This window comes from Pseudomonas sp. UME65 (assembly GCF_014170225.1).
Lineage (GTDB): Bacteria > Pseudomonadota > Gammaproteobacteria > Pseudomonadales > Pseudomonadaceae > Aquipseudomonas > Aquipseudomonas protegens.
In genome coordinates this window covers 42,499-62,602 of sequence record NZ_LZZQ01000006.1, presented here as the reverse complement: position 1 = coordinate 62,602, position 20,104 = coordinate 42,499, and the positions used below count along the sequence as shown (strand labels likewise).

17 protein-coding genes are annotated in these 20,104 nt (G+C 64.8%); 9 read left to right on the top strand and 8 right to left on the bottom strand.

Annotated elements, in window-relative coordinates:
• Positions 1-3 precede the first annotated feature (3 nt).
• The gene (locus tag A9971_RS07185) at positions 4-804 is read left to right on the top strand and encodes a MipA/OmpV family protein (RefSeq protein ID WP_019093779.1); all 801 of its coding nucleotides are present in this window, start codon (positions 4-6) and stop codon (positions 802-804) included.
• Positions 805-871: 67 nt separating this feature from the next.
• On the opposite strand, the gene A9971_RS07180 is transcribed toward A9971_RS07185, so the two are convergent.
• The 3 genes from A9971_RS07180 to A9971_RS07170 all read right to left on the bottom strand — a co-directional run bounded on the left by A9971_RS07180 (position 872) and on the right by A9971_RS07170 (position 3,649).
• Positions 872-2,161 carry an ATP-binding protein gene (locus A9971_RS07180; protein WP_011060934.1) on the bottom strand — a complete coding sequence of 430 codons (1,290 nt, stop codon included), beginning with the start codon at positions 2,159-2,161 and terminating at the stop codon, positions 872-874.
• Entirely contained in the window at positions 2,162-2,872 is a 711-nt protein-coding gene (locus tag A9971_RS07175) for a winged helix-turn-helix domain-containing protein (protein ID WP_011060933.1), read from the bottom strand.
• Positions 2,873-3,043: 171 nt separating this feature from the next.
• Complete coding sequence (locus A9971_RS07170) at positions 3,044-3,649, bottom strand: tRNA-(ms[2]io[6]A)-hydroxylase (protein WP_011060932.1); 606 nt, start codon at positions 3,647-3,649, stop codon at positions 3,044-3,046.
• A 289-nt stretch (positions 3,650-3,938) separates the two neighbouring features.
• On the opposite strand from A9971_RS07170, the gene A9971_RS07165 reads away from it, so the two are divergent.
• Entirely contained in the window at positions 3,939-4,802 is an 864-nt protein-coding gene (locus tag A9971_RS07165; RefSeq protein WP_011060931.1) for a universal stress protein, read from the top strand.
• A gap of 216 nt (positions 4,803-5,018) precedes the next feature.
• Here A9971_RS07165 and A9971_RS07160 read toward each other — a convergent pair whose 3' ends face one another.
• Positions 5,019-5,486 (bottom strand): DUF1289 domain-containing protein, encoded by a 468-nt coding sequence (locus tag A9971_RS07160; RefSeq protein ID WP_011060930.1) that lies wholly within the window; start codon positions 5,484-5,486, stop codon positions 5,019-5,021.
• 409 nt (positions 5,487-5,895) lie between these two features.
• Between A9971_RS07160 and acnB the strand changes: the two genes are divergently transcribed.
• The gene (acnB, locus tag A9971_RS07155) at positions 5,896-8,505 is read left to right on the top strand and encodes a bifunctional aconitate hydratase 2/2-methylisocitrate dehydratase (RefSeq protein ID WP_019094305.1); all 2,610 of its coding nucleotides are present in this window, start codon (positions 5,896-5,898) and stop codon (positions 8,503-8,505) included.
• Between the two features lie 54 nt (positions 8,506-8,559).
• On the opposite strand, the gene A9971_RS07150 is transcribed toward acnB, so the two are convergent.
• Positions 8,560-10,233 (bottom strand): SulP family inorganic anion transporter, encoded by a 1,674-nt coding sequence (locus tag A9971_RS07150; protein ID WP_123397414.1) that lies wholly within the window; start codon positions 10,231-10,233, stop codon positions 8,560-8,562.
• 326 nt (positions 10,234-10,559) lie between these two features.
• Positions 10,560-11,840, bottom strand: a complete 1,281-nt coding sequence (locus A9971_RS07145; protein ID WP_011060927.1) for a serine/threonine transporter — start codon at positions 11,838-11,840, stop codon at positions 10,560-10,562.
• Positions 11,841-12,333: 493 nt separating this feature from the next.
• On the opposite strand from A9971_RS07145, the gene A9971_RS07140 reads away from it, so the two are divergent.
• The 6 genes from A9971_RS07140 to A9971_RS07115 all read left to right on the top strand — a co-directional run bounded on the left by A9971_RS07140 (position 12,334) and on the right by A9971_RS07115 (position 17,827).
• A complete protein-coding gene (locus tag A9971_RS07140) occupies positions 12,334-12,873 on the top strand; it encodes a cysteine hydrolase family protein (protein ID WP_152686163.1) in 540 nt (179 codons plus the stop codon).
• A 134-nt stretch (positions 12,874-13,007) separates the two neighbouring features.
• Positions 13,008-13,403, top strand: a complete 396-nt coding sequence (locus A9971_RS07135) for a VOC family protein (protein WP_019094301.1) — start codon at positions 13,008-13,010, stop codon at positions 13,401-13,403.
• A gap of 17 nt (positions 13,404-13,420) precedes the next feature.
• Positions 13,421-14,371: a 2-hydroxyacid dehydrogenase gene (locus A9971_RS07130; RefSeq protein ID WP_065363844.1), complete on the top strand. Its 951-nt coding sequence runs from the start codon at positions 13,421-13,423 to the stop codon at positions 14,369-14,371.
• A gap of 243 nt (positions 14,372-14,614) precedes the next feature.
• On the top strand, positions 14,615-15,682 hold the full coding sequence (locus A9971_RS07125) for a phosphotransferase family protein (protein ID WP_011060923.1): 1,068 nt from the start codon (positions 14,615-14,617) through the stop codon (positions 15,680-15,682).
• 39 nt (positions 15,683-15,721) lie between these two features.
• Complete coding sequence (locus tag A9971_RS07120; RefSeq protein WP_011060922.1) at positions 15,722-16,489, top strand: SDR family oxidoreductase; 768 nt, start codon at positions 15,722-15,724, stop codon at positions 16,487-16,489.
• Positions 16,490-16,720: 231 nt separating this feature from the next.
• A complete protein-coding gene (locus tag A9971_RS07115; protein ID WP_011060921.1) occupies positions 16,721-17,827 on the top strand; it encodes a Gfo/Idh/MocA family protein in 1,107 nt (368 codons plus the stop codon).
• Positions 17,828-17,883: 56 nt separating this feature from the next.
• Here A9971_RS07115 and A9971_RS07110 read toward each other — a convergent pair whose 3' ends face one another.
• Positions 17,884-19,320 (bottom strand): FAD/NAD(P)-binding protein, encoded by a 1,437-nt coding sequence (locus A9971_RS07110; protein ID WP_183001634.1) that lies wholly within the window; start codon positions 19,318-19,320, stop codon positions 17,884-17,886.
• Between the two features lie 13 nt (positions 19,321-19,333).
• Positions 19,334-20,101 carry an ABC transporter ATP-binding protein gene (locus tag A9971_RS07105; RefSeq protein ID WP_123430921.1) on the bottom strand — a complete coding sequence of 256 codons (768 nt, stop codon included), beginning with the start codon at positions 20,099-20,101 and terminating at the stop codon, positions 19,334-19,336.
• Positions 20,102-20,104 lie beyond the last annotated feature (3 nt).

Here is a 20,104-nt window from a genome sequence, read left to right as displayed (position 1 = left end):
TTCATGAAAACCCTGAAACACTCCACCACCGCCGCCTTGTGGGCCGGCACCCTGGGCCTGAGCACGGTCTGCGGCACGCTGCACGCCGAAGACTGGAAGTACGGCGTGCACGCCGGGGTGGCCAGCGTGCCGCGCTACAGCGGCAGTGACGAACGCGCCCTGGCGCCGATTCTCGGCGGCGAGATCATCAGCCCCTGGGGCGTGTTCCTCAATACCGACCAGGGCCTGGGCTGGGGCAACGAATGGGGCGACCTGTCGTTCAGTACCTGGGTCGGCCCGAGCGAATCACGGCGCGACAAGAACCACCTGGGCCAGGGCTCCAAGCGCCTCAAGGGCATGGGCGAAATAAAGACCCGGGCGCAGTTCGGCGCGCACCTGGGCTATGACCTGGGGCCGTTCGAACTGGGCGCCACCCTGACCCACGCGGTGAAGAAGAACGACAACCGCGACACCGGCTCGGCCTACAGCGCACTGGAACTGAGCATTGGCAGCAACCTCTACCAGGGCCGCTTCGGCAGCCTGGATGCCAGCCTCAACAGCCTGTTCGGCAACGCCGACTACATGCAGACCTGGTACGGGGTGAGCGACACCCAGGCGGCCCACAGCCGCTTCGGCGCCTACCGGGCCAAGGGTGGACGGGTCAGCAGCGGCGCCGACCTGGCCTGGACCCTGCCCCTCAATGAGCAGACCAAGGTCTCGACCCTGCTGTCGATGAAGTACCTGAGCAAGGAAGCCGGCGACAGCCCGATCGTCGACCGGCGCATGCAGACCAGCATCGCCACTCAACTTGAGTACAGCTTCTAAGAAAGGGAACGCGCGGCCCGTGATCACGGGCCGCGTTGCTGCTCAGGTTCAGGGCTGCGCGCGAACCTCAGTCGAGGTGGGCCCAGGTCATGCGGAACGAGGCACCGCCCCACTCCGAATCCGCCACTTCGACCTTGCCGCCGTGCCATTGCGAGACCCGCCGCACCAGCGCCAGGCCCAGGCCGAAACCGCCGGTACGCCGGTCACGGCTGGCGTCGAGACGGGAAAACGGCTCGAAGATCTTCTCCCGGCCATCCACCGGCACCCCGGGACCATCATCGTTGACCCGCACTTCGTAGCCATGCTCCAGGCGCACCAGGGACACCTCGACCCGGCGGTCGGCGTAGCGGATGGCGTTGCGCAGCAGGTTGATCACTGCCCGGGCCATGAAGCGCGGTTCGATGCGCACGTACTCCACCTGGCAGGAACGGATCAGCAGTTGCACCCCGGCCGCCTCGGCCTCCAGGGCCACGCTGCCGACCACGCTGTCGAGCCAGCTCTGGGCCTGGATGTTTTCCCGGTTGATGGTGGCCGCGCCATGTTCCAGGCTGGCGTAGCTGAGGAGTTCGGAGACCATTTCCTCCAGCTCGCCGAGGTCGGCATACATGTCGGCGATCAACTCGCGGTTTTCATCCGGATCTGGTTGTTGCTGCAACTGGTCCAGCTCGAAGGACAGCCGGGCGATGGGCGTGCGCAGTTCGTGGGACACTGCGTTGGTCAACTCGCGCTGATTGGCGATCAGCCCCTCGATGCGCGCCGCCATGCGGTTGAAGTGCTGGGCCAGGTCGCGGATGTTGGAACGCCGCGACAGGTGCAGCCGGGTGCCCAGGTCGTTGTCGCCAAAACGTTCGGCGGCCAGGCGCAGGCGCTCCAGGTCGCGCCAGTGCGGGCGCACCCAGAAGTACAGGACGATGGCCAGCAGCGCGCCGAGCAAGGCATAGGCGGCGATGTTGTAGAGCAGGGTCAGGGGCGGGTCTTCCGGCAGCTTGATGCTCAACAGTTGCTTGCCACCGTCGATGCTGCCGATGAATTCGGTGAACTCCTCGCGCACCACCAACTGGTTGGAATCCAGCAGGGCCTGTTCGCGCACGCTCAGGTCCAGGTCGTCGGCCTGCACCAGTTTGAGCAGCAGCCCGTAGTGCGGCTTGAGCTGCTCCAACTGCTGCTGACGCCCGGCCTCGTCGAACGGCCGCAACTGTTCGCTCAGGCTGTAGGCCGGCCCGCGCACCGCATCGCGGTTGTAGGACTCGATCAGGTCGGCGGCCAGGTAGTTGATGAAGATGTGTTGCACCGCGGTCATGGCCCCGGCGAAGCCCAGGGCCAGGAACAGGTAGAGCCCCAGAAACAGACGCAGCATTCAAACCTCCCAGGCGAACGGATTGAACAGGTAGCCCTTGCCCCACACGGTCTTGATGCACACCGGCTCGCGCGGGTTGTCCTTGAGCTTGCCCCGCAGCTTGCTGATGTAGACGTCGACACTGCGGTTGAGGCCGTCGAACTCGATGCCGCGCATGCGGTTGAGGATGTCGTCCCGGGACAGGGTCTTGCCCGGCGCGCTGGCCAGCAGCCAGAGCAGCTCGAATTCCATGGTGGTCAGTTCCACCGGCTCGCCCGCCAGGCGCACCTCGCGGCTGTTGCGGTCGATGCTCAGCACGCCGAATGCCAGGGCCCCGCGCAGGGTGGTGGTTTCCGGCACCTGGCGCCGTTGCAGGGCCCGCAGGCGCGCCAGCAGCACCGCCGGTTTTATAGGCTTGATCACGTAGTCATCGGCGCCGGATTCCAGGCCGAGAATGTGGTCCAGGTCGTCTTCCTTGGCGGTGAGGATGACGATGGGGGTGTCCGCCACGGCGCGGATCTCCCGGCACACGTGCAGGCCGCTCTGGCCGGGCAGCATCAGGTCGAGCACCACCAGTTTCGGTTTGAATTCGAGAAATGCCGCCAGGGCGGTATCGCCGCGGTGGACCGTCAGCACTTCAAAGCCGTGCTGGGACAGAAAATGCGCGATCAGCCCGGCGAGCTTCTCGTCATCTTCCACCAGCAACACCTTGCCAAGACCCAGGTTTTCCATATTTGCCAATCTGTGAACGCACAATTTGTGCGCGCGCATTATAGGGGGCAAGAGGTTAAGGAAAGGATAACGCAAGCCACAAAACCCGGGACTTGCAGCGGTTTTGCGCGATATTTCATTCTTTTAAGAGTTTTTAACAATTTGCCCCTGCTTTTACACAAGGGCAGTCGTTCACCAGGCCGGCACGCCACTGTGAAAACGGAACTCCGGATCCGGCGACTCGATCAGCTCCTGCTCCGCCGCCCGCACCCGGTCGATGACCTGGGCGATGTCCTTGGCGTCGCCATACTGATAGGCCAGCTTCAGGTAGCCCTGGTAGTGCCGGGCCTCGCTTTTGAGCAGGCCGAAGTAGAACTTGCCCAGTTCCTCGTCCAGGTGCGGCACCAGGGCTTCGAAACGCTCGCAGCTGCGGGCCTCGATAAAGGCGCCCACCACCAGGGTGTCCACCAGCTTCACCGGCTCGTGGCTGCGCACCACCTTGCGCAGGCCCGAGGCATAGCGCCCGGCATGCAACTGGCGCAGCTCGACCTTGCGCTTCTTCATCAGGCGCAGGACCTGCTCATGGTGCACCAGCTCTTCCCGGGCCAGGCGCGACATCATGTTGATCAGGTCGACATGGGCGTGGTACTTGGCGATCAGGCTCAGGGCGGTGCTGGCGGCCTTGAACTCGCAGTTCTTGTGGTCGATCAGCAGGGTTTCCTGGTCGGCCAGGGCCGCCTGGACCCAGGCGTCGGGCGTGCGGCAGCCAAGAAAGTCGGGAATTTCAGGAAAGTTCATCGGCGCATTTCCGAACAATCAGCCACCACCGCAAAGCGGCAGGCAGCACTATCAGTGATCGTTAACATGAGGCTCACGGGACAAAAGGCTTCATAGCGAAAGGCCGGCGATTATACCGGCCGGGCCGCAGACCACCAGCGGCCGCGATTGATATGCATCAACATCCGGCCCGGGCGCCAGCAACTATAGTTGTGCACGCTAGGGTCTGTTCCCGTTTGGTGACGAGCCGCGTTGCTGGGCCAAACGGGAACAGACCCTAACCGTTCATCCCTTCCTGGAGATCCCGATCATGCAAAGCATCCGCAGTATCCTGGTGGTCATCGATCCCACGCCCGGCGAAAGCCTTGCCCTCAAGCGCGCCAAGCTGATTGCCGGGGTCACCCAGGCCCACCTGCACCTGCTGGTCTGCGACAGAAAGCACGAGCATTCGGCGCTGCTGAGCGTACTCAAGAGCAGCCTCACCGGCGAAGGCTACAGCGTCACCACCGAGCAGGCCTGGAACGAAAGCCTGCACGAAACCATCATCGATGTGCAGCAGGCCGAGGGCTGCGGCCTGGTGATCAAGCAGCACCTGCCGGACGCCCCGCTGAAGAAAGCCCTGCTGACCCCGGCGGACTGGAAACTGCTGCGCTACTGCCCGACCCCGGTGCTGCTGGTCAAGACCGCCACGCCCTGGGTCGGCGGCGTGGTGATGGCCGCCATCGACGTCGGCAACATGGACGGCGAGCACCGGGCCTTGCACGCCAGTATCGTCGACCACGGCTTCGATATCGCCAGCCTGGCCAAGGCCCAGTTGCATGTGATCAGCGCTCACCCGTCGCCGATGCTGTCGGCCGCTGACCCGGTGTTCCAGCTCAAGGAAACCATCGAGGCGCGCTATCGCGAGCAGTGCAAGGCGTTCCAGGCCGAGTTCGACATCGACGACGCCCACCTGCATATCGAGGAAGGCCCGGCCGATGTGCTGATTCCCCACCTGGCCCACAAGCTTGGCGCCGTGCTGACCATCATCGGCACCGTGGCCCGCACCGGGATTTCCGGGGCACTGATCGGCAACACCGCCGAAGTGGTGCTCGACTCCCTGGACAGCGACGTGCTGGTGCTCAAGCCGGCGGACATCATGGATCACCTGGAAGAGCTGGCGGCCAAGGCTTGAGCCCCCTCCCCGCAACGCCATCGCGTAATCTGCGCCGTCCATGACGGCGCTTTCGCCGACAAGCCAGTCCTACAGAGCCCGATCAACTTCACCCCGTAGGAGCCGGCTTGCCGGCGAAGAGGCCTACAAGCCTTGCACCGCCCTGGCGGCCGTCTTCGCTGGCAAGCCAGCTCCTACAGTGGCATTTGCGTGGGGGGAGCCTTGGCGGCGAAGCGCTCAGCCGAGGGCATCCTTGAGAAAGCCGGGGGCGATGTAGCGCTGGTAGTGGGCTTCGGACAGCAGGAAGAATTCCCGATCAATGGCGTCGCGCAACTCCGGCAGGGCCCAGTCGCGAAACTCAGGCAGCAGCACCATCCCATAGGCATCGAGCTGGTTGATCACCCGCGCGCCACGGGCAATCAGCTGGTAGGCCCAGCAATACTCGGACTGATGGGGCACGAAGCGGATCTTGCGCTGCTCCAGCTGCTCACGCAGGCGCACCGGATCGAAGACTTCCAGCTTGGCCGCCATCACCTGCACCAGCAGGTGCTCAAGACGCAGCCAGACCGCGCGTTTTTCCTCCTCGTTGTAACCATTCCAGTTGATCACTTCATGGTGGAAACGCTTGCAGCCACGGCATACCAGATCGCCGTAAACCGTGGAACAGAGGCCGACGCAGGGGGTCTTGATGGTCTGATTGGGCATAGATAGACGACGCACGCAAAAGCAAAACAGTGGGCAATGTTAGCCCTTTGTCTAAGATTGATCACCCCTCAAACTTCAATACAGCAACTTACGTTGAGGCTTTTTTTACCGTAGAATCAGCCAGCCTTTTTAGGCGCCAATGTCCGTTTGAAGCTGTTTTCAAAGCGTCACGAGCACAGTCGTTCCTTCAGAGCGGTGTTGGCGAGGGGTTTTTCCAGCGGGGAAAAACCCAACGCCAACCCTCATCAGCTCCCCGTTCTGCAGGCGTAAAACTTTGAAAGCAGCTTCTGTAAGGAATTGTCGGTAATTCTGGCTAAGTGGCCCACAACGCCACGCAGCGCATGAGTACGGCAATTTCGGGATGAGCGTCCCGGACACCCATTTGGGACCACTGATGAGGGTAATAACTGTGCTTGAAGCCTACCGCAAACATATCGAAGAGCGTGCAGCACTGGGTATCGTTCCCCAGCCGCTTAACGCCGAACAAACTGCAGGCCTGGTCGAGCTGCTGAAGAATCCCCCGGCTGGCGAAGAAGCTTTCCTCGTTGACCTGATCACCAATCGCGTTCCACCAGGAGTCGACGAAGCCGCCTACGTCAAGGCCGGTTTCCTCTCCGCGCTGGCCAAAGGCGAAGCCTCCTCCCCTCTGATCGACAAGAAGCGCGCCGTTGAACTGCTGGGCACCATGCAGGGCGGCTACAACATCGTGACCCTGGTGAACCTGCTGGACGACGCCGAGCTGGCGCCAGTGGCCGCCGCTCAACTCAAGCACACCCTGCTGATGTTCGACGCCTTCCACGACGTCGCGGAAAAAGCCAAGAACGGCAACGTTCACGCCCAAGGCGTACTGCAATCCTGGGCCGACGGCGAGTGGTTCAAGAACCGCCCGGTACTGGCCGACAAGATCAGCCTGCGGGTGTTCAAGGTCACCGGCGAAACCAACACCGACGACCTCTCCCCTGCTCCTGATGCCTGGTCCCGCCCGGACATCCCGCTGCACGCCCTGGCCATGCTGAAAATGGCCCGTGACGGCATCGTTCCGGACGAGCAAGGCAAGACCGGCCCGATGAAGCAGATCGAAGAAATGCGCGGTCAAGGCTTCCCGATCGCCTACGTCGGCGACGTGGTCGGCACCGGTTCGTCCCGTAAATCGGCCACCAACTCGGTGCTGTGGTTCTTCGGCGACGACGTGCCTTATGTTCCGAACAAGCGTGCCGGCGGCTTCTGCTTCGGCAGCAAGATCGCTCCGATCTTCTACAACACCATGGAAGACGCCGGCGCCCTGCCGATCGAATTCGACGTGTCGAAGATGAACATGGGCGATGTGATCGACCTGTACCCGCACGCAGGCAAAGTCTGCAAGCACGGTACCGACGAAGTCCTGGCCACCTTCGAAATGAAGACCCCGGTCCTGCTCGACGAAGTCCGTGCCGGCGGCCGTATCCCGCTGATCATCGGCCGTGGCCTGACCGAGAAGGCTCGCGCCGAACTGGGCCTGCCTGCGTTCGACCTGTTCAAGAAGCCCGAAGCCCCTGTTGAAAGCACTAAGGGCTTCACCCTGGCGCAGAAGATGGTCGGCAAGGCCTGCGGCCTGGCAGAAGGCAAAGGCGTTCGTCCTGGCACCTACTGCGAACCGAAGATGACCACCGTGGGCTCCCAGGACACCACCGGTCCCATGACCCGTGACGAACTGAAAGACCTGGCGTGCCTGGGCTTCTCCGCTGACCTGGTGATGCAGTCCTTCTGCCACACCGCGGCGTATCCGAAGCCGATCGACGTGACCACCCACCACACCCTGCCTGACTTCATCATGACCCGCGGCGGCGTTTCCCTGCGTCCGGGCGACGGCATCATCCACTCGTGGCTGAACCGCATGCTGCTGCCAGACACCGTCGGTACCGGTGGTGACTCCCACACCCGTTTCCCGATGGGCATCTCGTTCCCGGCCGGCTCCGGCCTGGTGGCGTTCGCCGCTGCCACCGGCGTCATGCCGCTGGACATGCCGGAATCGATCCTGGTGCGCTTCAAAGGCAAAATGAAACCTGGCATCACCCTGCGTGACCTGGTCCATGCCATTCCTTACTTCGCCATCCAGAACGGCCTGCTGACCGTCGAGAAGAAAGGCAAGAAAAACGCCTTCTCCGGCCGCATCCTGGAAATCGAAGGCCTGGAAGGCCTGACCCTGGAGCAGGCGTTCGAACTGTCCGACGCCTCGGCCGAACGTTCGGCTGCCGGTTGCACCATCAAGCTGTCGAAAGAGTCGATCACCGAGTACCTGCAGTCCAACATCACCCTGCTGCGCTGGATGATCGGCGAAGGCTACGGTGACGCACGTACCCTGGAACGTCGCGCTCAAGCGATGGAAGCCTGGATCGCCAACCCTGAGTTGATGGAAGCCGACGCCGACGCCGAATACGCCGAAATCATCGAAATCGACCTGGCCGACATCAGCGAGCCGGTACTGTGCGCGCCGAACGACCCGGACGACGCCCGTCTGCTGTCCAGCGTTGCTGGCGAGAAGATCGACGAAGTGTTCATCGGTTCGTGCATGACCAACATCGGTCACTTCCGCGCTGCCGGTAAACTGCTGGATCAGGTCAAGGGCCAGCTGCCAACCCGTCTGTGGCTGTCGCCGCCGACCAAGATGGACGCTCACCAACTGACCGAAGAAGGCTACTACGGCATCTACGGCAAGGCCGGCGCACGCATGGAAATGCCGGGCTGCTCGCTGTGCATGGGTAACCAGGCACGCGTCGAGCCGAACAGCACCGTGGTGTCGACCTCGACCCGTAACTTCCCGAACCGTCTGGGTGATGGCGCCAACGTCTACCTGGCTTCGGCCGAGCTGGCGTCGGTGGCTTCGATCCTGGGTCGCCTGCCGACCGTCGAGGAGTACATGGAATACGCTGGCAAGATCGACAGCATGGCGGCCGATATCTACCGCTACCTGTCCTTCGACCAGATCGCCGAGTTCCGTGAAGCGGCTGCCAACGCCAACATCCCGGTGGTGCAAGCCTAAGGCTGTAGCGTTGTAAGAAGGAACGCCGCGTACTCCACGATACGCGGCGTTTTTTTATGCCTGGGAAAAAGCCCCGGCCTTCCAGCCCCGCAGGCTCTCCTGCAGCGTGTCGTCGACGCTGGTGCCGCTGAGCAGCACCTGGTACTCGCGGCTCGACGGCAGCAGTGCCAGGGCGTCCTTGGCCTCGTGCTTGAGCCGCGCCAGGGCCAGGTGCTTGTGCTCCAGGCTGACCTGGCGGAAGAACTCGTCCAGGGCCTCGATGCTGGTGCCGTCCAGGTCCGGGGACTCCTCCAGGCTGAGGATGATGCTGTGGATCGGCGCCTGCACATGGCGGATCAGGCGCAGGGCGCCGCCGAGGATGCGTTCGGCGTTGGCGAAGAACAGCGCCTCCCCTGGCCGCAGGATCAGCACGCCGGGCACCTGCCGGGCCTGAGGATGACGGCTGAGATCGACAAAGTCGTGGCCACTGCCCAGTTGCCCGAGGATCTGGATATCCGCCGCCGACATCTGCCGCAGCAGCAACAGGATGCTGATACCCACTGACAGCAGCAACCCGTCCAGCACCCCCAGCACCAGCACCGCGCTGACCGCGCAGATCACCAGCACCCGGTCACGCCGCCAGATGAAGTAGCGCCCCAGGGGTTGCAGGCTCAGGCCATGACCCAGGGCGTACATGACAATCGCCGCCAGCACCGGCTCCGGGGTCAGGGCGATATAGGGCAGCACGGTCAGCACGATGAGCAGCATCACCGCCGCCGCGGTCAGCCCTGCCAGGCGCGAGCGCGCCCCGGCCGCTTCGTTGGCGGAGGTGGCCGAGTAGCCGGCCCCGGCGGGCATGCCATGGAACAGCCCCGAGAGCAGATTGGAAGCGCCCAGGGCCAGCAGGTCGCGGTTGGAGGAAACCCGGTCGCCATGCTTCAGGGCAAAGGAGCTGATGGAACCATAGGATTCGGCATACAGGATCATCACCAGGGCGAACGCCAGCTCCCCCAGGCGCAGCCAGTCGGCAAAAGGCAGTTGCGGCAGGCTCGGCACCTCCAGCTTGAGTTCGATGACCCCGATCAGGTCGACGCCATGGGCCGGCAGGTTGAACCACTGGCCGGCGCCAATGCCGATCACCACCGCCACCAGCCCGCCGGGCACATAGGGAATTCGCGAGCAGATCCCCAGCACCAGCAGCGCCACCGCCGCCACCGCGGCGCCGGCCCAGTTCCATTGCGGCCACTGCTCCAGCAACTGCGGCAGGAAGCGCACCAGGTTACCGGTGCTCAGGTGCACCCCGACCACGGTGGCGAACTGCTTGAGGACAATGGTCAACGCCAGGCCGAAGGCAAAACCGCGCAGCACCGGCTTGGCAATGAAGGCGGTCACGCCGCCCAGGCGGAACAGCCCGGCCAGGAGGAAGAACACCCCAGTGAGCAGCACCAGGGCAAAGGCCAGGCTCAGGCGCAGCTGGGCGTCGCCACCGGCCAGGGACAGGGTGGCCGCCGCCAGCACTGCGGCCGACGATGAAGTGGCAGAAACAATGGCAAAGCGGCTGGTGCCCAACAGGCCGTAGCACAGCAACCCGGCAAACAGGGCAATGACCCCGGCCTGGGGCGGCAAGGCGGCGATGCTGGAATAGGCTACGGCTTCCGGCAACAACAGGCCGGCAATGGATAGGCCGGCCAGCAGGTCGCGGGTGCGCTTGGGTGCAGCGGTTGGGTGGATCAGGGGTTCAGTGGCCAATCGGGTTCATCCGTGACAACGCAAAATCCAGATTCAGGGGGTGTCGCCCAACGGAATAAACGTGTTTGGGCAGGCTTGCAGCCAGAGGAGCGGGAATGGCCACGGGCGGGTTCCTGGCAGCAATAAGAGCACCAGCTTAGCCCTTTATTCAAGGCAGCAAACAATCCTGATCAATGCCTTGAACGACAACGCCGCCGGTACAGTGAAGTACCGACGGCGTTGTGTGCAGCAGCGGGTTCGCCAGGGAGGCGTCCGCGCACCTTGCAGTTGGCTTGCGGGCCTCTTCGCCGGCAAGCCGGCTCCTACCGGAAAGCGCCGGGAGGCTGTCAGGACGCCAGGGAGTACACCAGGGCAGTAATGGCCACCAGGCCCACCAGGGTCACGAAGACGTTGGAAGCCTGGCCGCGGTAGCGGGCCATGGCCGGCACCTTGCGGATGGCGTACATCGGCATCAGGAACAGGATCGCCGCGATCACCGGGCCGCCCATGGTCTCGATCATCGTCAGGATGCTCGGGTTGAGGGTGGCCACGGCCCAGCAGATCACCAGCATGAAGGCGGCGGTGACGCGGTCCAGGGTTTTCGTGCCCGGGCGCCGGCCGCTCTTGCCGATCAGGCCCTTGAGGCCTTCGCTGGCACCGATGTAGTGGCCCAGGAAGGACTTGGCGATGGCCACGAAGGCAATCAACGGCGCGGCAAAGGCGATGGTCGGATTCTGGAAATGGTTGGCCAGGTAGGACAGGATCGACAGGTTCTGCGCCTTGGCTTCCGCCAGCTGCGCCGGGTTCAGGGTCAGTACGCAGCTGAAGACGAAGAACAGCACCATGCCCACCATCAGCAGGTGGGCACGCGAGAGTATCTGCGAACTGCGCTCTTCGGCGTGCACGCCATAGCGGCGCTTCTGGTCCACGGCAAAGGCCGAGATGATCGGCGAATGGTTGAACGAGAAGACCATCACCGGAATCGCCAGCCACAGGGTATGCAGGAAGGCCGAAGGCGCCGGGACATCGCTGACGGTGGCGAGGATGCCGCCATTCCAGTGCGGGATCAGGAACACCGCGAGGAACAGCAGGGCCACGATGAACGGGTAGACCATCAGGCTCATGGCCTTGACGATCACCTGCTCGCCGCAACGCACCACCACCAGCAGGCCGAAGATCAGCACCAGGGCCAGGATCGCCCGCGGTGGCGGCGCGATGTGCAGTTGGTTGGTCATGAAGCTGTCGACGGTGTTGGTCAGGGCCACGCTGTAGATCAGCAGGATCGGGAAGATCGCCAAAAAGTACAGCAAAGTGATCAGGGCACCGGCGGTGAGCCCGAAGTGCTCTTCCACCACGTCAGTGATGTCCGCACCGTCACGCCCGGAAAGCACGAAGCGGGTCAGGCCGCGGTGTGCATAGAAGGTCATGGGGAAGGCCAGCAGCGCCAGGATCAACAGCGGCCAGAAACCGCCGATGCCGGCATTGATGGGCAGGAACAGGGTACCGGCACCGATGGCCGTGCCAAACAGGCCGAGCATCCAGGTGGTGTCTTGGCGGTTCCAGCGGGTCAGGGTCGCTGGGGCCGCGGTTTCAAAGCGTTGATCAACGCTGTTGGCCTGATCATTCATCCGGTGGGATCTCCACATTCCGGTCGTTTGCCATTCACCCGGGCGTATCGGAGTACCCGACAGGCAGTGCCCGAGCGAAAAGAGGGGGCGCGATTGTCCGGGATTCCAAGGGCGCTGCATAGACTCAGCTGAGGAACGGTTTATGCGCTGCAGGTATTTTTTCGTTTGATGGGAAAGCGTCTGGCCCGGCCCTCTCCCGCTCAATCCGGGTTCTGCAGGAGCTGGCTTGCCAGCGAAAGGCGCCCGCCTGAAGACGCCATTCGCCGGCAAGCCGGCCCCTAGCGGGCCGCGTTGACAAGCCTCACGGGCAGGCGGCATGATCGGACCCCATGAATATCTACGCGCTGAACCCTACCTCCACCACCACGACTGCCTCCGGCGGGTCGTGTGGTGGCTGTGCGGGATGACACAAGCACAGTAGAACCAAGGCCCCGCCAGCAATGGACGGGGCCTTTTGTTTCTCCGTCCAGCTGGCACTACAAGGAGAGACAAGATGCCTTTATCCAACGCCAAGCGTGCCCTGCTGGTGATCGACATGCAGGTCGGGTTGTTCAATGGACCGGACAAGCCCTACAAGCGCGAGCAGGTCCTGGAAAACATCAACCAACTGATCCGCCGTGCCCGCCAGGCCGGAGCGCCGATCTTCGCCGTGCGCCATACCGGCCCCGCCGAATCCCCGATTGCCGCCGGCAGTGCGTTCTGGCAACTGCTGCCGACCCTGGAAGTGGATGAAGAGCTGGACTGCGTACTGGACAAGACCCGCCCCAGTTGCTTTGTCGGCACCGGGCTGGCCGAGCGCCTGCAGGAGGCCCAGGTCAATGAACTGGTGATCGTCGGCATGAAGACCCAGTACTGCGTCGATACCACCTGCCGCGCCGCCGGCGACCTGGGCTTTGCCGCCGTGCTGGTGGAGGACGCCCATACCTGCATGGACACGCCGCTGATCGGGGCAAGAACCATCATCGCCCACCATAACGCCACCCTGAACGGCCCCTTCGTGCGCCTGGCCACAACCGCCGACGTAACCTTCTGACCCCATCGTTCCCACACCGCCCCGGGCACGCCGATCATGGCGTGATGCCCCCGGGAACGGTGCCGGCGAGCATTGCCAAAATCCCTCGCAACCCGCACCCTTGAGCCTTCGCCCCTGCCCGTATGGAACCCTCCATGAGCGCCACGACGATCGCCGGCTGCCTCCTCTACAGCCTTGATCCACCTTCCCTCGCCCGCTTCTATGCCGAACTGCTGGGCTGGCCCATCACCGAACAGCAAGCCGACTACCAGCAACTGGCCCACCAGGGCTTCGAGCTGACCCTGGTCCAGGTGCCGCCAGCGATTGCTGCGCGCATCGTCCTCCAGGAACCGCCGCTGCCCCGCAGCGATTGCGCCTGCAAGCCGCTGTTCCAGGTAGACGACCTGGCCCGGGCCCGACAGCGCGCTGCCAAGGCCGGTGGCCGGGTGTACGAAGCCGAGCGCGAATGGCAATTCAAGGACGCCCGAGCCTGCGACGGCATCGACCCGGAAGGCAACATCTTTCAATTGCGCCAACCCCTGCCCCGCTAACCCACGAGGAGTCCGCCATGCGCGCCACCGTTCTGGTCCTGGTTGAAAACGTCAACGCCTACCTGCCGCACCTCGAAGACCTGGGTTTCAGGCTGATCCTGGCACCCACCCCACAGACCCGGGCCCAGGCGATCCGGGACCACGCCGGGCAGATCGATGCGGTGCTGACCCGTGGCCCCCTGGGGCTGAGCGCGGCGGAAATCGCCGCCCTGCCCCGATTGCAGATCATCTGCGTGATCGGCGCCGGCTATGAGCAAGTGGACCTGCAAGCGGCGAGCAATCGCGGGATCGCGGTAACCAATGGCGCCGGGGTCAACGCCTCGTCCGTGGCCGATCATGCCCTGGCCCTGTTGCTGGCCCTGGTGCGCGGCATTCCCCAGTCCGACGCCGCGGTACGCCAGGGACACTGGCCGAAGGTGCTGCGCCCGTCCCTGGCCGGCATGCGCCTGGGGGTGCTCGGCCTCGGCGCCGTGGGCCAGGCCATCGCCCGGCGCTGCGCCCTGGGCTTCGACATGCCGGTGAGCTACCACAGCCGCCAGCCACGCCCCGACCAGCCCTACCGCTTCTGCCCGACCCTGGTGGAACTGGCCCGGGACTCGGACGTCCTGGTAATCGCCACCCCGGGCGGCGCCGACACCCGGCACCTGGTGGACCAGCCGGTGCTGGAAGCCCTTGGCCCCGAAGGTTTCCTGGTGAACATCGCCCGGGCCAGCGTGGTGGACACCAACGCCCTGCTGCAGGCCCTGCAGCAGCGGCGGATTGCCGGCGCGGCCCTGGATGTGTTCGATGACGAACCCCAAGTCCCGGACGCCCTCAAGGTGCTCGACAACGTGGTGCTCACGCCCCACGTCGCCGGCCTTTCGCCCCAGGCCAGCCGCGATACCGTGGCGATGGTCGGCCAGAACCTGCTGGCTCACTTCGAAGGCCGGCCACTGCTGACCCCGCTGGCCCTGCCGGCACCGAACTGACCCAGCCCCGAGTCAACACCTATGCTCGTGGGGCGGACAACCTCTGTGCCTGCATGGCTCCTGCGGGGGCTTGGTCTCATCGGGTCGTAGACACACGGGGCTAAATTCAAACGCTTGTATCAAAAGCAATGATTGTCCGGCAACACGCGCACCTATAAAGGCCCGCCGCGATTGTGAGGGGCCGGTAGGCGCATTAGATTAGCCAATAATCTCTGGCCTCCAGAATAAGCAGAAGGGATAAGCATGGCGCTTACAGACCAGTCCACCCGCACTCGCTCAGGCGAGGAACTCGATGCCAACCTGATCGACCCGTACCTCAAGGCGCACATTCCCGGCCTGAGCGGTACGCCGCAGATCAGCCAGTTCCCGGGCGGTGCCTCGAACCTCACCTACCTGCTGGAATACCCCGGGCAGGAGTTTGTCCTGCGTCGCCCGCCCTTCGGCCACAAGGCCAAGTCGGCCCACGACATGGGCCGCGAGTTCCGCATTCTCAACCAGCTCAAGGACGGTTTCCCCTACTGCCCCAAAGCCTACGTGCACTGCACCGACGAGTCGGTGATCGGCGCCGAGTTCTATGTCATGGAACGGGTCAAGGGCATCATCCTGCGCTCCGACCTGCCGCCGGAGCTGGGCCTGGATGCCGGCCAGACCGAGGCCCTGTGCAAGAGCTTCATCGATCGTTTCGTCGAGCTGCACCGGGTCGACTACAGCGCCTGCGGCCTGGGTGACCTGGGCAAGCCCGAAGGCTATGTGCAGCGCCAGATCAAGGGCTGGAGCGACCGCTACGAGAAGGCCCTGACCCCGGACGCGCCGCACTGGGAAAAGGTCAAGGCCTGGCTCAACGAGAAGATGCCCGCCGACCACCCGACCTCGAGCATCGTGCACAACGACTACCGCTTCGACAACGTGATCCTCGACCCACAGAACCCGATGCAGATCATCGGCGTGCTGGACTGGGAACTGACCACCCTGGGCGACCCGCTGATGGACCTGGGCAACACCCTGGCCTACTGGATCGAGGCCGGCGACCCGGCACCGGTGCAACTGATGCGCCGCCAGCCGAGCAACGCCCCGGGCATGCTCACCCGCCAGCAGTTCGTCGACTACTACGCCGAGCGCGCGGGAATCGAAATCGGCAACTTCGACTTCTACTACACCTACGGCCTGTTCCGCCTGGCCGGCATCGTGCAGCAGATCTACTACCGCTTCTACCATGGCCAGACCCAGGACAAACGCTTCGCGCAGTTCATTCACATGAACAAACTGCTGGAGCAGATGAGCCTGCAGGTCATTCACAAATCCAGCCTCTGACCGCGCCCCGGCGCTCGACAGCCAAAACAAGGAAAAACCATGTCCAAGACTCAGTTGTTCGACCTCGACGGCAAGATCGCATTCGTCTCCGGCGCCAGCCGCGGCATCGGTGAGGCCATTGCCAAGTTGCTGGCCCAGCAAGGCGCCCATGTCATCGTGTCGAGCCGCAAGCTCGAAGGTTGCCAGCACGTGGCCGACGCGATCATCGCCGCCGGCGGCAAGGCCACCGCCATTGCCTGCCACATCGGTGAAATGGAGCAGATCAGCCAAGTCTTCGCCGGCATTCGCGAACAGTTCGGGCGCCTGGACATCCTGGTCAACAACGCCGCGACCAATCCGCAATTCTGCAACGTCCTGGACACTGACCTGGGGGCCTTCCAGAAGACCGTCGACGTCAACATCCGCGGCTACTTCTTCATGTCGGTGGAAGCCGGCAAGCTGATGCGCGAAAACGGCGGCGGCAGCATCATCAACGTGGCCTCGATCAACGGCATCTCGCCGGGGATCTTCCAGGGCATCTACTCGGTGACCAAGGCCGCGGTGATCAACATGACCAAGGTCTTCGCCAAGGAATGCGCGCAGTTCGGCATCCGCTGCAACGCCCTGCTGCCGGGCCTGACCGATACCAAGTTCGCCTCGGCCCTGGTCAAGAACGACGCCATCCTCAAGACCGCCCTGGCGCAGATCCCCCTCAAGCGCGTGGCCGACCCCAGCGAAATGGCCGGCGCGGTGCTCTACCTGGCCAGCGACGCCTCCAGCTACACCACGGGTGTCTCGCTCAATGTGGACGGCGGCTTCCTCTCCTGAGGCCCGCTTGCACCACAACAAAGGCAGCCTCCGGGCTGCCTTTTTCATTTCCCGCAGGAGCTGGCTTGCCAGCGAAGAGGGCCTTGAGCCCGGCGCAACTCAGGCGGCCCTTTTCGCCGGCGAGCCGGCTCCTACAGGCGTCTTTCAAAATTTTAATTCCACCAATTGCAATTAAAGAATATTTATTCCATAACTAGCCTTCCCTAGAACAATAATTCTGCAGGTGCGGTTATGGACGAGCTCGGCATTGGTTTGATCGGCACCGGTTTCATGGGGCGTGCCCACGCCCTGGCGTTTCGCAGTGCCGGCGCGGTCTTCGAATTGCCGGTGCGCCTGCACCTGGCGGCCCTGGCCGACGCCGACGCCCAGCGCGGCGAACACTGCGCCGGCGCCTGGGGCTTTGCCCAGGCCCATGCCGACTGGCAGGCCCTGGTGGCCAACCCCCGGGTCAACCTGGTGGCCATCACCACCCCCAACCACCTGCACTTCCCCATGGCCATGGCGGCGCTGGCCGCAGGCAAGGCGGTGTACTGCGAAAAGCCCCTGGCGGTCAGCGTCGAACAGGCCCGGCAGATGCACCACGCGGCCCAGGCCGCCGGGGTGGTGACCCGGGTGGGCTACAACTACCAGCACAACCCGGTGATCGCCCAGGCCAGGGACATGATCGGCAACGGCGAACTGGGGCAACTGGTGAGTTTCCAGGGCGAGTTCAGCGAAGACTTCATGGCCGACCCGGATGCCCCCTGGTCCTGGCGTTGCGAGCCGCAGCACGCCGGCGGCGCCCTGGCGGACCTGGGCAGCCACCTGCTGGCCATGGCACGCTTTCTCATGGGGCCGGTGCAGGCGGTGTGCGCCGATACCCAGACCGTGCACCTGCAACGCCCCACCGAAGCCGGCAGCCAGGAACGCCGCGCCATCGCCGTGGATGACCAGGCCCATGCCCTGCTGCGCTTTGCCAATGGCGCGCGGGGCACGCTGAGCAGCAGCTGGATCAAGCATGGTTACAAGAACCACCTGAGCTTCGAGATCAGCGGCACCCTCGGCACCCTGGCGTTCGACCAGGAACGCCTCAACGAACTGCGCCTGTACCGGGTCGGCCAGAAGGGTTTCCAGCGCCTGCTGGCCGGGCCCGCCCTGCCCGGCTACGCGGCCTTCAGCCCGGCCCCGGGGCACCAGCTGGGCTACAACGAACTCAAGACCCTGGAAGTTCACGAATTGATCATGGCCCTGTGCGGCCAGGGCCGGGACGGCACGGATTTCGCTGAAGCCTGGGAAGTGGAGCGCCTGGCCGCGGCGATCCGCACTGCCGCCGCCGAACAGCGCTGGGTGGCACTGTAGGAGCCGGCTTGCCGGCGAAGGCGATCTTGCGGGCGCCTTCGCTGGCAAGCCAGCGCCTACGGTTGGTGGTTGGCCAGGCGCGCGGCCAGGGCCTTGGCCTGCAGGGCGACGTCGGTGACGGCGGTGCTTTCCCACCACAGGCCACGCAAGGGCGGCCCCATGGCGAACAGGCGCTCGCAGGCCTGGCCCTGGGCGTTGTGCACGGCACCATCGGGTGCGGCGCTGATGCCCAGGGCCAAAGGCCCGGGTGTCACCAGGCCGCGGGCCAGCAGCTGGCGCGGCAAGGGCCGCGCCACCCGGCGCCAGTCGTATTCGATGCCGCTGGAGTTGATCAGGGCATCGCCCGCCATGCGCACGCTGTCCTGGCTGCCGCGGTAGCGCAGGCGGATCGCCAGCCGGCCTTCGTCGCCCGGCTCCAGGCCCTGGTAGCAAGCGGCATGAATCCGCAACCGCCCTTCTTCATGCAAGCGCGCCACCAGCTCGGCGCTCAGGGGCGGCGAGCGATGGTGATGGCTTTCCCACCAGGGCCGTACATGGCGCACGAACTGGCGTTTGTGCACCTCGCTGGCCTGGCTCCACAGGCGCCCTATATGCACCCGCACCGTGTCCAGCGGGGCCTGCCAGTCGATGCCTTGGGCCTCGGCCGCGCGGCATTGCTGGCGCAGCGCCCGCAGCAGTTGCCGAGGGCTGCGGATGCTCGGGTCGGCACCGAGAAAGTCCTCCCAGGCCGGGGGCTGGCGGCGCACGTGCGGCAGCAGCCCATGCCGGGAAAACACCTCGATCGGCCCACGATGCCCGGCCTGCTCCAGGGACACCACGGCGTCCACCATGGTCAGCCCGGAACCGATGATCAGCACCGTCGCCCGGGGATCGAGGCGGGCCATGGCGGCCACATCCCAGGGGTCCAGCGCCGCGGCATTCAGGCCGCTGGAGCGGGTCTGCGGGGTACGCGCCGCCGGGAACATGCCGGTGGCCAGCACCGCCACCGCGCCGGGCAGTTGCCGGCCATCGGCCAGGGTCAGTAGCACGCCGTCAGGGCCGGTTTCCAGGTCCACCGCCTCGCCCTGCACATGGCTCAACGAGGAGCCCTGCGCCCGGCCCTGCACCTGGGCCTCGGCCAGGCGCTGCTGGACGTAGACACCAAACAGCCCGCGGGGTGGAAACAGTTCGCTGACCGGCACATGCTGGCGGTCCGACTCGGGCCAGCCGCCCTCGGCAATGTGCCGGGCCAGCCATTGGGTCAGGTCGTCGGCGTTGTCCGGGTCGACGCTCATGCGCGCGGCGTTGCCATTGAGGGTGTGCCCCAGCTCCACGGCGCTGTAGGCCTCGCCGCGCCCCAGCTCGCTGCGCGGTTCTATGACCAGGATCCGTCGCTGGCCCGGCAGGCGCAGCAACTGGGCGGCCAGCAAGGCGCCGCTGAGGCCGCCGCCGACGATCAGGATTGGCGCATCACGGGTGGCAGGGGTTGCCTGTCCGGTGTGGGTTTGGCTCATGGAATGCTCACGGTCAGTGTTTGCCCAGGTAGAAATCCTGCAGGTCGCCCCGGGCCAGCAGTTGCTCGGCGCTGCCGGACAAGGCCACGCGGCCGGTGTCCAGCAGGTAGGCATGGGAAGCGTACTTGAGCGCCAGATTAATGCTTTGCTCGGCGATCAGAAAGCTCACCCCCGCCTCGCGATTGAGCTGGGCGACGATCTGGAAAATCTCCTGGACGATAATAGGCGCCAGGCCCATGGACGGTTCATCCAGCAGTACCAAAGTAGGACGAGTCATCAACGCCCGGCCGATGGCCAGCATCTGCTGCTCGCCACCGGAGGTCAGCCCGGCGCGCACCCGGCGCTTGGTCAGCAGCCGCGGAAACCAGCTGTAGATACGCTCCAGGTCCTGTTCCAGCTGGCGCCGGCCCAGGCCACGGACAAAGCCGCCGGCGCGCAGGTTGTCTTCCACCGTCAACTGGGGGAAGACGTGGCGCCCTTCCAGCACATGCACCATGCCATGGCGCACCCGCTGGCTGGGGTCGACCCCGGCCAGGTCCTGCCCGGCAAAGGCGATGGCGCCGCGGCTGAGCTCGGCACGCTCGGCCCGCACCAGCCCGGAAATGGCCTTGAGGGTGGTGCTCTTGCCGGCGCCATTGGCCCCCAGCAAGGCGACGATGGCCCCCCGGGGCACGCTCAAAGATACCCCGGCCAGCGCCAGGATCACGCCGTCGTAGATCACCTCGATGTCCTGTACCTGCAGCAAGGTCTCGGCCGTCGCGGCCGTAGCGCTGTGGCTCATGGT